Raw genomic sequence first — 12,881 nt, forward strand, 5'->3', positions numbered from 1 at the left:
CCCAGTTCACCTGACAATGGCCCTGCGCGGCCATCAGGTGGCGAACATGTCCTTCCACGTTTTCGGCGCCTTCGGCGTCGTGGGCGCGGCGAGGTCCGACTGGCGGTAGACCTGGCCGTCGGGGGTCACGTAGGTGCCGTTGTGCGGGTTGTACTGGGCGATCGCCACCGATGGACCGGCCTGAGTCTCGTTGTGCCCGAACGCACTTGGCGCCGCCGACGGCCCTGCTGGCGGCGCGCTCGCCGCTGCGGGCGCCGGCGACCCCGCGGGGGCGGCGGGGACATCGATCGGCGCTATGGGTGACACATCGCCCATTTGCGCCAACGGGCTGAGCGGCGCCGCGGGCGGCGGCAACGCCGAACCCGGCGGCGTTCCCCGCGGAACCGCGCCCGGCGGCAGCGGCGTTCCCTCCACCGGCCCGAAGATTCGGTCGCGGTACCAGTTCATGCGGTCGTCGGGCGGGATGCCCTGCGCGATGAGATTCGGGTCCAGCGGGTACGTGCCGAAGACGTGCTGCCTCATCGCCAGCGGCTGGAAAGGCTTGTCGCTCTCACAGATTTCGACGGTCGGCGCGCGTTTCCCGGGCTGTCCCATGCAGGGATAGTTTCGGGCGCCGCGCACCGCGATGGGTGAATCCTGGGGCAGTTTGCAGTACAGCCCGTCCGGCGTGTCGATGGTGCGGGTGTCGGCCGCGGAACGCCATTGGCTCGGCGGCAGGAAGCCGACCGTGCACGCGGGCGGGTCACTGATGATGAGATTGAATGCGCCCGTGGCCAATCCGGTCGGCGACTTCGTTCCGACGAACGACTGGATCGCCGCGGTGAACGGCGGCAACAAAACCAAGAGCTGCTCGATTGAGGCGTGATAGGTCACGCCGATCTGGCCGATCGTGGTGAGGTTCGCCAGCAGCACCGGCAGCGTCGGCTTGATTTGGTCGAGCAGCCGGGAGGCCTCGTTGAGGGCCCCGGGCCCCTGCTGCAGCAGGGTGCGGAATTCCGGGTCGTTTTTCGCCAGCTGACCGCTGAATCCGGCGAGGCTGCGCGCCCACGTCCGGATCGAATCGGCGGTTTGCGCCTGCGCGTCCAGGAAGGGCCCGGTGTCCTCGGTCAGGTTCCTGGTTTGGTCGGCGACGCCGTTGAGGTCACCCGAGAGCCGCGACGAACTGTCGAACAGCGATCCGAAATCGTAACCGGCGCCATTGAATGCCTTGAATGACTCGTCGAGCAATTGACCGAGCTTGCCCTTGGGGATGCTGTTGATCAACTTGCTGGATTGGTCCAGCACGGGGCCGATCGGCTGCGGGATCGTCGTGTCGTTCATCGCGATGACCGAGCCGTCGTGGAGGTAGGGCGGTGAGTCGTTGCGGGGGCGCAGATCGACGTAATACTCGCCCACCGCGGAGATGCTCAGCACCTCCGCCTTCAGGTCGGCCGGGATCTTCGGCGAAGTATCAAGGGACAGCGTGGCTTTGGCGCCGTCGGGGGTCAGCCCCACCGCGGTCACCTTGCCGATCTGCACCCCTCGGTAGGTCACGTTGCTGAAGCGGTAGAGGCCGCCGGTGGCCGGCAGTTTCAGCGTGACCGTCATCTTGCCGATGCCGAGCAGGGTCGGCGCCTGGATGTACCACAACGCCATGATGACCACACCGGCGATCCCGACGATCGTGAAGATCGCCAACTGGATTCGGACAAACCGGGTCAGCATCTACGAGCCCCCGTCCGTCGGCTGGCTTGTGGTCGGCGTCGCGCCGGGCACCGGGGCACCCTGGTCGGCCGGCGCCGAAGCCCCCGCCGGCGGCGGTCCGGGCAACGTCGCTGCCGGCGACTTCTGCGCATCGGGGCCAAGCCACGTCAGGCCCGCGATCAACGGCGACACCGGCGGCGGCGGCGGGGCGGGTGGCGGCGCGTCCGCCGACTGTTGGTTCACCGGCCCCGGCGCAGCGGACGGCGGCGGTCCCGGCAGCGGCCGGCCCCAGGGCGGCGGTGGCCCGAACGGTGCCGGTTCGCCAGTCGGCCCGGGTTTGGTGAGCGCCCCGGGCGCGCCGGGCGGTGCGCCGTAACGGAATTGGAGGTATTCCGGATCCGCGGGCCCGGGCACGGCTTCGGCGCCGATCCGTTCCCAGTGGGTGCCGCGCAGGATGCCCTTGCGGAGCCCGGCGTTGGTCAGATCGATGATGAAATACCCGTTGAGATAGTCGCCGCGGATGTACCGGTCGATGATGCCCTGCGTCCACGGGAACGTCGGCGCGTACGCGAGCGCGGCGTCCAGATCCGGACCGATGTCGGCGAGCGCACCGAGTGCCGGCGCGAGATTCGTCAGGTTCTTCACCAGGTCATCGCCCGCGTCGTTGACGAGTCTGGTCGCGGTGTTGCTGAACGTGCCGAGCTTGTTCAGCGCGGTCGTGATGCGCGGGCGCTCCTTGATCAGCACGTCCAGTGCGGGCGGAATCTTGTTCAGCGCCTGGGTGATCACGTCGCGTTGGGCGGCGAAGGTGCCCGACAGGCGGTTGAGGGCGTGGATCGACGCGACGAGGTTGTCGCGCTGCTGGTCGAGGGTGCCCACGAACCGGTCGAGGCGCTCCAGCAGATCGCGAACGGCGCCTTCGTTTCCCGACAGGGCAGCGTTGAAGTTGTGGATGATGTCGCCGAACTGGCCCAGCCCGCCGGCGTTGAGCACGACCGACAGCGACGACAGCGTCTGTTCGGTCGACGGATAGGTAGTCGACCGGTTCAGCGGGATCGTGGCGCCCGGTTGCAGCCGTCCGGTCGCGGGCTGGCCCAGCGGCGGATTCAGCGCCAGATGCATGGAACCCAGCAGGCTGGTCTGGCCGACGCTGGCCACCGCGTTGGCGGGGATCACGGTGCCCGGCTGCACCGAGATTTCGACGTCGGCGTGCCAGCCCCGCACCGTCATCTTGCTGATGCTGCCGACGATGACGTCGTCGATCATTACCGGCGAATTCGGTTCCATCGTAACGACGTTGGCGAGTTCCACGTGGTAGGTGGTGGCGCCCGGACCTCGTCCCACCGCGCCCGGCAGCGGCAGTGAATTCAGTCCGTTGAACGCGCATCCGCTCACGGCGAGCATGACGCAGCAGGCGAGGCCGAGCGCGCGCCGTATCGCGAACCGGGCGGTCATGGTTGCGCTCCTTCACCCGGCAGCAGCATGTCCTGAACGTTCGCCGGGGCGGCCGGCGGGGGTGCGGCCGGCGGCGGGACGGGCGGCGGTTCGCCCGGCGGGGGCTCCGGCATCGCGGCGCCGGGGATGCGCCCCATCGGCACCGACCCCGGCGGACCGACGGGGTCGCCCGGCAGCCCGGTGTACGCGGAAACGGCTGGCGGCATCAGCGGCGGGCCGGGCCTGGGGCCCTCCCCGCCGGGCTTCAGCCGGTCCTCGCTGTAGATAACGTTTTCCGGGGCGAACGAGGGAGCCAGGATCGGGTTGACCGGAATCGGCAGGTAGTTGAAGTTGACGAGAAAGTTCGGGTTGAACACCTTCAGCGCCGGGCTCAGGTACAAACCGCACAGCTTGCCCGTCTCGACGGCGGTGACGTTCTCGATGGCCCCGATGCCCGCACACCAGGCATACGTCGGGTTGGAGAAGTTCTGCAGGCCGACCCCGCCGCGGATGTTGCCGGAGTCCGGGTCGTAGGCGTTGTAGGCGTTTGCGAGCGCGGTCGGCGAGATGTGCAGCACGTTTTTCAGCGACATCTGGTGGTCGACGAGTATCTGCGTCAGGTCGGCCAACCGCGAAATCTGTTCGGAGGTCGCGTCACGACTGCCGGCGATGAACCGCTGCACCTCGCCGACCGCGTTCGCGAGGTCCGTCAGCGCCGCATCCAAGTCGGACTTGTTGTCGTCGAGCACGCTGGTCAGCGTGGCCAGCCGGTTGTCGAACTGCACGATCTGGACGTTGCTGTCACGAAGTGCCCCGACGAACGCCTGCAGGTTCTTGATGATGTCGACCAGGTTGCCGCTGCCTTCGGCGAAGACCCGGGCGACCCCGGACAGTTGCGCCAGCGTCTGACGCAGCTTCTCGCCGTTGCCGCCGCCCAGCGCGTCGGCGGCGCTGTCGATGAACCGCGCCACCGACGGGGTGGACACCTTGCTGTTGGGGCCCAATTCCGTTGCCAGACGCATCAATTGCTCTTTGACCTGGTCCCACTCGACGGGCACCGCCGTTCGCTCGATGGGTATCACCCCGCCGTCGTGCATGGTGGGACCACTCGACCGGTAGGCCGGCGTGAGTTGCACATAGCGCGCCGCCACCAGGTTCTGGGCGACGATCACCGCTTTGGCGTCCGCCGGGATGGGCACGTTGCGGTCGACGTGCATCACCAGCTTCGCCCGGGTCCCCTGCGGCTGAATGGACGAGATGGTGCCGACCTTCATGCCGGACACCCGCACGTCGTCGCCCGGATAGATCGCGGTGGCGGTGGGGAAGTAGGCGGTGATCGTCGTCGGGCGAAAGAAGGTGTTACGGATGGCGATTGCCGCGCCGACAACGACGAGCGCCGCCAGCGCGATCGCGAGTCCCACCTTGAGCTTGTTGCGCGGAATCGCCCGAAGCCCCGTCATGGCCGCCCCCCCGGGTCCTGGTTGAACGGGAACGGGAAGAACGCGCGCGGCCCGGCGGTGTCCGGCGGCTGACCGGGCGCGCCGTAGGCGCGGAACCCGAAGGCATAGTCGAACAACCACTGGAAGAACTCCAGCTGGAACAGGTTGGGGATGAACGGGTTGTAGTAGTAGCCGCTCGAGACGGTCTCCCCCTGCGTCAGCTCGTACTTCGCCAGACCGGGCAGCGCCTGGGCGAGATTGTCACGGTTCTTTTCCAGCATCGCCGTCACCGAGTTGAGCTTCTCCAGCGTCGGCGCCAGCTTCGCTTCGTTGTCATGCACCACGCCGGACAGCTGCCTGGCCACCGCGGACGTACTGGCGAGCAGCCGCACGATCGCCTGTCGCCGCGCCACCAGCGTCGACAGCAGGTCATTGGCGTTGAGGATCAGCGTGTTGAGCTGCTGGCTGCGTTGCCCGAGGACGCCTGTGACGTCGGCGGCGCCCTTGAGCAGCTGCCCGAGCGTCTGGTTGCGGGCGTTCAGGGTCTGCGAAAGCCGGCTGACCCCGTCGAACGCCGGACCCAGTTGCGGCGCAACCTGATTCAGGGTCGTCGACAGGGTGTCGAGGGACTGGTTGAGCGACTCGGTGTTGGTTCCCTGCAGGTCGGTCGTCAGGTCGCTGACGGCCTCGGACAGCGAGTACGGCGAGGAGGTGCGCGACACCGGGATGACGGCCATCGGTTTCAGATTGCCGCTGCCCGCGGAGTCGACCGTGAGCACCCGTTGGCCCAGCAGCGATCCGGTCTTGATGTGCGCGGTGCTGGCCGAGCCGAGCAGGATGTTCCCCTTGGCGGTGAACGTCACCAAGACGTCGCCGTGCTGCAGCGCCATGCCCGTCACGCTGCCGACCTTGATTCCCGAGATCGTCACGTCGTTGCCCAGCGCGAGGCCGCCGGCGTCGGCGAACAGCGCCTGGTAACGGACCGTGGTGGCCCGCTGTACCAGCTGATCGGGGTTCAGCCCGACGGCGATGACCAGGGCGATGAGGACGGCGCCGATGAATCCGGCCTTGATGAGGCCCGCTCCGCGGTACTTATTCATCGGGGTCCTTCGGCTCCGCGCACCGCCCGGTGGTCTGGTGCTTGATGCCCACTTCCACCGTCCGGTACTGCAAGTCGGACACCCGCAGCGCGAGGCCGCACAGGTAATAGGGGAACCAGGCGCCGTACGCACCGAGCCTGAGCAGTTTGCGGTAGTTGTGCGGCAGCTTGTGCAGCGAGGTGTCGATGAGGTTCTTGTCCTGGTCGAGCAGCGGGGCCAGCCGATTCGCCTGGTCCACCGTCGCGGCCAACGGCGGGCGGGCGCGGGTGAGCAGATCCGCGATCGATGCGGTCCCGTTGTCCAGGGCGGTTATCGCGGTGCCGATGGTGTCACGGTCCTGGTCGAATCCGCTGACCAGTTTCTCCAGCCGGTCGATGGCGCTGGAGAACTTGGTGCCGTCCTTGTCGACGGTGGCCACCACGGCGTTGAGGTTGTCGATCAGCTCCTGCACCGTCTGGTTGTTGTCGGCCAACGTGTTTGAGAACGACGACGTCTTCGACAGCAGCGACTGCAGGGTTCCGCCCTCGCCCTGGAAGACCTGGATGAGCGCCGCGCTCAGCGCGTTGACGTCTTGCGGATTGAGGCCCTGGGTAACGGGTTTCAGCCCGCCCAGCAGTAGGTCGATGTCGAGGGCCGGCGCGGTCCGATCGAGCGGGATCTCCGCCCCGGCCGGCAGCACCTTGGTGGATCCCGGGCCGTCGGTCAGCTCGAGGTAGCGATCACCGACCAGGTTCAGGTAGCGAACCACCGCGCGGGTGCCGGTGGTCAGCACCACGCTGCGGTCGGCGTCGAACTTCACCAGGACCTTCTTGTCGGCGCGCAGGTTGACGCTGTTGACCGTCCCCACCCGAATGCCGGCGACCCGCACGGTTTCTCCGGGCTTCAGCCGCGACACTTCGGTGAAGAGCGCCGAATACCCATTCGTGGACCCGGTGGTGTACTGCCCGAAGATGAAGAACAAGAACACGGTCAGCACGACCATCACGGTGGCGAACGCCCCGAACTTGAGGATCATCCCGCGCGAGCCGGTCATCCGGGCATCCCGATCTGCATGGTGTTGCGGGGTGGTCCGTCGAGTGGCCCGTACAGCAGCTGCTTGAGCGCATCGGAGTTGAGCAGCAGTTGCTGATTGCCGTACTGCGTGGGGTTGGAGCCGTTGTCGGTCACCAGGAACGGCGGCGCCACGTCGAAGGGCACCACCGGGAGGTTCCGACATTGGGGCCCACCGGTCGCCGCGACCTTGGGCAGGTTGGACGGGTAGCGGTAACGCTCGGCGCCGAGGCCGAGGACGACGGTCACCTTGACCATCGGCTCGGGCAGGTCCGGCGCGTGCAGGTTGCCCAGCGACCCGGCGATGCCGCAGTACAGCGCCTGGTGGTACTGGTTGAGCAGATCGGTGGTCGGCGCCAGCAGGTGCAGGTCGTCGGTCAGCGCTTGGCGGTTGCCGCCCACCACGTCATTGCCCATGTCCGCCAAGCCGATCGCGCTGATCAGGAAGGCGTCCAGATTTTGTTGCTCGTCGACGATCGACTTGCTGATCCGGACGGCGTTGTCGGCCGTGGCGAGCAGGTGGGGCGCCGCGTCGGCGTAGGCGTCGCTCACCGCGGGCAGGGCCTCGAGGTCGTGGCTCAGCGCGGGCAGGCTGGGCTCCTGGGTGGCCAGGAAGGAATCCAGGTCGCGCAGCATCTGGCCGATCTTGTGGCCGCGGCCGTTGACCGCGGACGCGAGGGCGCCGAGGGTTTCGTTGAGTTTGGCGGGATCGATCGTCGAGAGCAGCGACGTGAGTTGCTGGAACACCGTGTTGATTTCGACGGTGACGTGCTTGCCCTCGAGCACCTGACCCGCGCGCAGCGACTGCGGCGACGGCTCGGCGGGCGGCACCAGCTCGATGAACTTCGCGCCGAACACCGTCGTCGACGCGATGTCGACCAGCACATTGGCCGGGATGAGGTGCATCTGCGACGGCTGCATCGCGAGGTGCAGGACGGCTTCGCCGTTGGGCCGCACGTCGATTGAGTCGACCTTGCCCACCTCGACGCCACGCATCTTCACCTTGGCATCCGGGTTCATCACCAGGCCGGCGCGCGGCGAGACGACGGTGACGGGCACGCTCGTGGTGAAGTCACCCCGAAACAGGCCCACCGCGGCGGCGAAGACCAGGCCGATGAGGACGATGGTCGCCAGCCCCGCCAGGGGGCGTGCGTACGACTGGGCGCCGAAGTGGCGCCCGGGCGATGCCGCGACGGGCCGTGCGGCACTGGTGGTTTCGGACCGGTGAATGGGGCCCGGCCCGAAGTCACGCGTCACTGTCCTTTCACCGCCTTCCCTAGCCCGACAGGTTGAAGTTGCCGTTGGTGCCGTAGATGGACAGCGAGACGAGCAGCGTGACCGACACGACCACGATCAACGAGGTTCGCACCGCGTTACCGGTCGCGACGCCGACACCGGCCGGTCCGCCCGAAGCAAAGTAGCCGAAATAGGTGTGGATCAACAAGATTGTGATCGCCATCAGGACGGCCTGCAGAAACGACCACAACAAGTCGATCGGATTGAGGAACGTCGAGAAGTAGTGCTGATACAGCCCGCCCGACTGGCCGAAGAGGACCACGGTGGTGAATTGGCTGGCGAAGAACGACAGGATCACGGCGATGGAGTACAGCGGCGTGATCGCCATCATTCCGGCCGCGATCCTGGTGCTGACCAGATACGAAACCGGCCGAATCGCCATGGATTCCAGCGCATCGATCTCTTCGTTGATCCGCATGGCACCCAGCTGCGCGGTCACGCCCGCGCCGAAGGTGGCCGCCAGACCGATCCCGGCGACGATCGGCGCCGCGATGCGAACGTTGATGAAGGCAGCCAAGAATCCGGTCAGGGCCTCGATGCCGATGTTGCCCAGTGAGCTATAGCCTTGGACGGCCAGCGTGCCGCCCGCGGCCAGCGTCAGGAAGCCGACGATCACCAGCGTGCCGCCGATCATGGCCAACGTGCCTGCGCCCATGCTGATTTCGGCGATCAGGCGGATGACTTCCCGCCGGTAGTGGCGGACCGCGAAGGGGACGCCGGCAAGCGCCTTTCCGTAGAACAGCGTGTGATCGCCGATCCGGCTCAGGGTGCCGACCGGCTTTTCGAGCTGCCGCGTCAGGCGCGGGTAGGTGGCTCTCAGCGTCATCACGGTTTGCCCCTACACCTCCTCAGTGGCCCTTGGCCGACATGCGGATACCGATAGCGGTGACAACCACATTCACGACGAACAGCGACATGAACGCGTACACCACGGTCTCGTTGACGGCGTTGCCGACCGCTTTGGCGCCCCCACCGGAGACGGTCAGTCCCCGGTAGCACGCAACCAATCCCGCGATCAGGCCGAAAAGCGCTGCCTTGACACAGGAAATGACCACCTCGGGCACGCCGGTCAGCAGGGTGATGCCGGCGGCGAACGCCCCGGGATTGACGTCTTGGACGAACACCGAGAACACGTAGCCGCCCACGATGCCGATGATGACCACCAGGCTGTTCAGCAGCAGCGCCACCAGACCCGCGGCCAGCATGCGGGGCGTCACCAGGCGCTGAACCGGGTTGATGCCCAGCACCTCCATCGCGTCGATCTCTTCTCGGATCGTTCGCGATCCCAGGTCGGCGCACATCGCGGTGGAACCGGCGCCCGCCACGATCAACACCGTGACCAGCGGGCCGACCTGGGTCACCGCACCGAAGGCCGCACCGGCCCCGGACAGGTCCGCGGCGCCCAGTTCGCGCAGCAGGATGTTCAGCGTGAAGCTGACCAGGACGGTGAACGGGATGGCCACCAGCAGTGTGGGAGCGAGCGCTACGCGCGCGACGAACCACGACTGCTCCAAGAACTCGCGCCACTGGAAGGGCCGGCGGAACACGAACTTGATCGCGTCGGCGGACATCGCGAACAAGCCACCGACGGCCTCCATCGGCTTGGAGCCCCGGCCGAGCGAAATGCCGCCGGTCCATCGCTCCGGGCCCGCTCGCTTAATCGCCATCGGCGTCAATTCCTTCCAACATTTTCGAGACCGATGGTCTTGTTCCGCTGAACGAGACGCGGTAGATTTGGCGGGACCGACGGCCACAAACGCGAGCTTCGACAGTCGAAATGTGTAGCGGACAGCCGTATTCCGGCATTCGCTCCGGCGCGACAGCCACTACCACCCTCACGCCACTCCTCCGTTCTGTCGCGTGAGTTGGCGCTCCAAAACGAGGGGCCCGTGTCTTGAAGCGTCCGGCGATTATGACTCATGCGGTGTCCAGTGGGAATGGAAAATCCAAAACCGTTATCGGACAGCTCATCGGATGAAAAGCGGCGTTCGCCTCAAACATTTCCCACAGCTCCGGTTCCTGTAGCACTCAAGTGACGGCGCCGGCCGTCTTGAGTTCGATGATGCGGTCCCAATCGAGTCCGATTTCCATCAGGATTTCTTCGGTCTGCTCGGCGAATCCCGGCGCCGGGCCGGTGTGCGGCGCCGTGACATCGAACTGGACCGGGTTGGCGACCAGGTCGAGTTCGCCTGCGCGAACCAGGTACTCGTTGGCCCGGATTTGGGCGTCGTCGACCGCCTGCAAGGTGTCCTGCACGGGCGCCCATGGACCGGCAAGCGTGGCAAAGCGTTCGCTCCACTCGGCAAGAGTGCGGGTTGCGATCACCTTGGTCAAGATCTCGACGGCATCCGGGGTGTTGGCGGCGATCTTCTCGACGGTGGCGAATCGGGGATCGTCGGCCAGCTCCGGCAGCTCGACGTGCCGGCAAACGTCGGCCCAGAACTTGGTGGGCTGCATCATGACGAAGGAGATGTAGCGGCCGTCGGAGGTGGTGTAGAGCCCCACCAACGGATTGTTCGGCGCGCCGTGCACACCGGGCGGCGGCGCTTCCATCCGCTGTCCGAGATGCTTCGTCAGCGCGACCGTGTGCCCCATCGCCCAGAAGCCACTGCCCAGCAGCGACACGTCGACGACCGACGGTTCGCCGGTGCGTTCGCGTTTGAGCAGCGCCGCCGCGATGCCGCCGGCGAGGTTGGTGCCGGAGATGGTGTCGCCGTATGCCGGCCCGGGGGGCGCGATCATGCCGGGCATTCCCGCTGGGGTGATGGTCGCGGCGGTTCCGGCCCTGCACCAGAACGCGGTCATGTCGTAGCCGCCCTTTTCTGACTCGGGGCCGCGCGGACCGAGTGCGCTCCCGCGGGCGTAGACGATTTTCGGGTTGACCGTACGAATGTCCTCGACGTCGATGCCGAACTTCTTCCGGTGAGCGGGAAGAAAACTGGTCAAGAACACATCGGCCCGGCGGGCCAGCTCGTAGAGCACCTCTTTGCCCTCGGGCACCGACATGTCGAGTCCGATGCTGCGCTTGCCACGGTTGGCGTGTTCGATGTTGGGGTTCGGGTCGCCCTCGACGCGCAGCATGCCGGTCTGCCTGAGCCCGCGTTGCGGGTCGCCCGTCACGGCGTGCTCGACCTTGACCACGTCGGCGCCCCACTCGGCGAGCACGGCGCCCGCCGACGGGACGAACCCGTACATGGCGACCTCCAGGACGCGGATGCCCTCCAGCGGCCTCATGCGGGCGTCCCCACAACGGGAACCGCAAAAGTCTTGCCCTCCAAGAACTCCTCCATCCCGGCGACCCCCATCTCGCGGCCGACACCGGACTGCTTGAAGCCCCCGAACGGGCTGTCGGCGGCGAAGTAGTTGCCGCCGTTGATGGAGAACGATCCGGTGCGGATCCGGCGCGCCACCGCCAGCGCGCGGTCCTGGTCGCGGCTGAAGACGGCGCCGGCCAGTCCGTAGACCGAGTTGTTGGCGATGCGCACCGCGTCGTCGTCGTCGTCGAATGCGATGACCACCAGCACCGGCCCGAAGACCTCGTCCTGGGCGATCTCGCTGTCGGGGTCGACGTTGGTGAGCAGCGTGGGCGCATAGAAGTAGCCGGGGTCCAACCGTTTGCCGCCGGTGACCAGGGTCGCGCCCGCGGCGACGGCCCGCTGGACCATGCCGTCGACCTTGTCGCGCTGGCGCTCGTTGATGAGCGGGCCCATGAGCGTCTTCGGATCGGCGGGGTCGCCGTGGCGCACCTTGGCGAAGTTCTGGGCGATCAGCTCGACGATCTCGTCGTGGTGCGACTTGGGCACCAACAGCCGGGACGTGAGCGCGCAGCCCTGCCCGGCGTGGGTGACCATGCTGAACGCCGCGAACAAGCTCGCGTTCGCGAAGTCGGCGTCGTCGAGCATTATCACGGCCGACTTGCCGCCCAGCTCCAAAAAGACGCGTTTGACGGTCTCGCTCGCGGCGGCCATGATCTTGCGCCCGACCGGGGTGGATCCGGTGAAGGTGACGACGTCGACGTCGGGGCTGGTGGTCAGCGCGACCCCGACGGCCGCGTCCGACGAAGTAAGGACGTTCACCACGCCGGCCGGGATGTCGGTGTGGTTGGCGATCAACTCGCCGAGCGCCAGCGTGACGAGCGGGGTGTCCGGCGCCCCCTTGAGCACCACGGTGCATCCGGCGGCCAGCGCCGGGGCCAGCTTGGCGAGCGCGAGCTGGTTCGGATAGTTGTAGGCGATGATGGCCGCCACCACCCCGGCGGCTTCCTTCTCCACCCAGCGGTGATGAAGCATGCCCCGCGATTCGATCTCGCCGAGGTCTTCGGAGAACTGGTAGGTGCGCAGCAGGTCGGCGTAGAAGCGCACGATCTTGATCGGGTCGTCGAGCTGGGCGCCGTGGGTGAGCGCCCGGGTCGCGCCGACCTCGGCGATGGTCAGCTCGCGCAGCTCGTCGGCGTGCTCGACCAGCGCCGCATGCAACTGGTCGAGGCAGCGGATCCGCAACTCGACGTCGGTCGACCAGCTGGTCGTGTCGAACGCGTGCCGGGCCGCCGCGATCGCCGCGTCGGCCTGCTCGACGCCGGCATCCGGCGCGTGCCCGATGACGGCACCGGTGGCGGGGTTGATCGAGGGGAACGTCTTGTCGGCGGTGACGAGCCGGCCGTCAATCAGCAGTCGGCGGTCGACCTGTGACTCGGGCGCGGCATCCGCGATCGTCGTCGCGGTGGTCTCTGCCGTGTCCTGCACTGGCATCCCCTACTCCATCATGTGGTGGCGGTCACGAAAATTTCATTCTCTTCCCCGGCGAATCTTACATTCGGGTCTCGATAATTCAAGAAAGTCTCAGGAATGAGACCGGGCCGCCGACCAGCGGCGTTATTGCG

The 12,881-nt window shown here is 67.1% G+C and carries 10 protein-coding genes; all 10 read right to left on the reverse strand.

All coding sequences use genetic code 11. The features are described from left to right. Positions 1–33: 33 nt before the first annotated feature. The gene (locus AC5Y5E_RS13855; RefSeq protein ID WP_499903555.1) at positions 34–1,704 is read right to left on the reverse strand and encodes an MCE family protein; all 1,671 of its coding nucleotides are present in this window, start codon (positions 1,702–1,704) and stop codon (positions 34–36) included. Continuing rightward, positions 1,705–3,138 carry an MCE family protein gene (locus AC5Y5E_RS13860; RefSeq protein ID WP_499903556.1) on the reverse strand — a complete coding sequence of 478 codons (1,434 nt, stop codon included), beginning with the start codon at positions 3,136–3,138 and terminating at the stop codon, positions 1,705–1,707. It abuts the gene before it with no gap. Beyond that, on the reverse strand, positions 3,135–4,577 hold the full coding sequence (locus AC5Y5E_RS13865; RefSeq protein ID WP_499903557.1) for an MCE family protein: 1,443 nt from the start codon (positions 4,575–4,577) through the stop codon (positions 3,135–3,137). Before AC5Y5E_RS13865 ends, AC5Y5E_RS13860 begins: the two co-directional genes overlap by 4 nt. Beyond that, entirely contained in the window at positions 4,574–5,656 is a 1,083-nt protein-coding gene (locus AC5Y5E_RS13870; protein WP_499903558.1) for an MCE family protein, read from the reverse strand. The genes AC5Y5E_RS13865 and AC5Y5E_RS13870 overlap by 4 nt, the downstream gene beginning before the upstream one ends. Next, positions 5,649–6,689: an MCE family protein gene (locus AC5Y5E_RS13875; RefSeq protein ID WP_499903559.1), complete on the reverse strand. Its 1,041-nt coding sequence runs from the start codon at positions 6,687–6,689 to the stop codon at positions 5,649–5,651. The genes AC5Y5E_RS13870 and AC5Y5E_RS13875 overlap by 8 nt, the downstream gene beginning before the upstream one ends. Beyond that, the gene (locus tag AC5Y5E_RS13880) at positions 6,686–7,963 is read right to left on the reverse strand and encodes an MCE family protein (RefSeq protein ID WP_499903560.1); all 1,278 of its coding nucleotides are present in this window, start codon (positions 7,961–7,963) and stop codon (positions 6,686–6,688) included. Before AC5Y5E_RS13880 ends, AC5Y5E_RS13875 begins: the two co-directional genes overlap by 4 nt. Positions 7,964–7,982: 19 nt before the next feature. After that, a complete protein-coding gene (locus tag AC5Y5E_RS13885) occupies positions 7,983–8,828 on the reverse strand; it encodes an MlaE family ABC transporter permease (RefSeq protein ID WP_067011277.1) in 846 nt (281 codons plus the stop codon). Between the two features lie 22 nt (positions 8,829–8,850). Then, positions 8,851–9,669: an MlaE family ABC transporter permease gene (locus AC5Y5E_RS13890; protein WP_067011023.1), complete on the reverse strand. Its 819-nt coding sequence runs from the start codon at positions 9,667–9,669 to the stop codon at positions 8,851–8,853. A 361-nt stretch (positions 9,670–10,030) separates the two neighbouring features. After that, positions 10,031–11,236, reverse strand: a complete 1,206-nt coding sequence (locus AC5Y5E_RS13895) for a CaiB/BaiF CoA transferase family protein (RefSeq protein ID WP_499903561.1) — start codon at positions 11,234–11,236, stop codon at positions 10,031–10,033. After that, positions 11,233–12,750: an aldehyde dehydrogenase family protein gene (locus AC5Y5E_RS13900; RefSeq protein WP_499903562.1), complete on the reverse strand. Its 1,518-nt coding sequence runs from the start codon at positions 12,748–12,750 to the stop codon at positions 11,233–11,235. Before AC5Y5E_RS13900 ends, AC5Y5E_RS13895 begins: the two co-directional genes overlap by 4 nt. Between the last annotated feature and the right edge of the window lie 131 nt (positions 12,751–12,881).

Source organism: Mycobacterium sp. NGS54 (genome assembly GCF_059812465.1).

Bases quoted from the DNA above. Each gene is read 5' to 3' on its own strand.
- AC5Y5E_RS13855 (WP_499903555.1), bottom strand. From the start codon at position 1,704: ATGCTGACCCGGTTTGTCCGAATCCAGTTGGCGATCTTCACGATCGTC.
- AC5Y5E_RS13860 (WP_499903556.1), bottom strand. From the start codon at position 3,138: ATGACCGCCCGGTTCGCGATACGGCGCGCGCTCGGCCTCGCCTGCTGC.
- AC5Y5E_RS13865 (WP_499903557.1), bottom strand. From the start codon at position 4,577: ATGACGGGGCTTCGGGCGATTCCGCGCAACAAGCTCAAGGTGGGACTC.
- AC5Y5E_RS13870 (WP_499903558.1), bottom strand. From the start codon at position 5,656: ATGAATAAGTACCGCGGAGCGGGCCTCATCAAGGCCGGATTCATCGGC.
- AC5Y5E_RS13875 (WP_499903559.1), bottom strand. From the start codon at position 6,689: ATGACCGGCTCGCGCGGGATGATCCTCAAGTTCGGGGCGTTCGCCACC.
- AC5Y5E_RS13885 (WP_067011277.1), bottom strand. From the start codon at position 8,828: ATGACGCTGAGAGCCACCTACCCGCGCCTGACGCGGCAGCTCGAAAAG.
- AC5Y5E_RS13890 (WP_067011023.1), bottom strand. From the start codon at position 9,669: ATGGCGATTAAGCGAGCGGGCCCGGAGCGATGGACCGGCGGCATTTCG.
- AC5Y5E_RS13895 (WP_499903561.1), bottom strand. From the start codon at position 11,236: ATGAGGCCGCTGGAGGGCATCCGCGTCCTGGAGGTCGCCATGTACGGG.
- AC5Y5E_RS13900 (WP_499903562.1), bottom strand. From the start codon at position 12,750: ATGCCAGTGCAGGACACGGCAGAGACCACCGCGACGACGATCGCGGAT.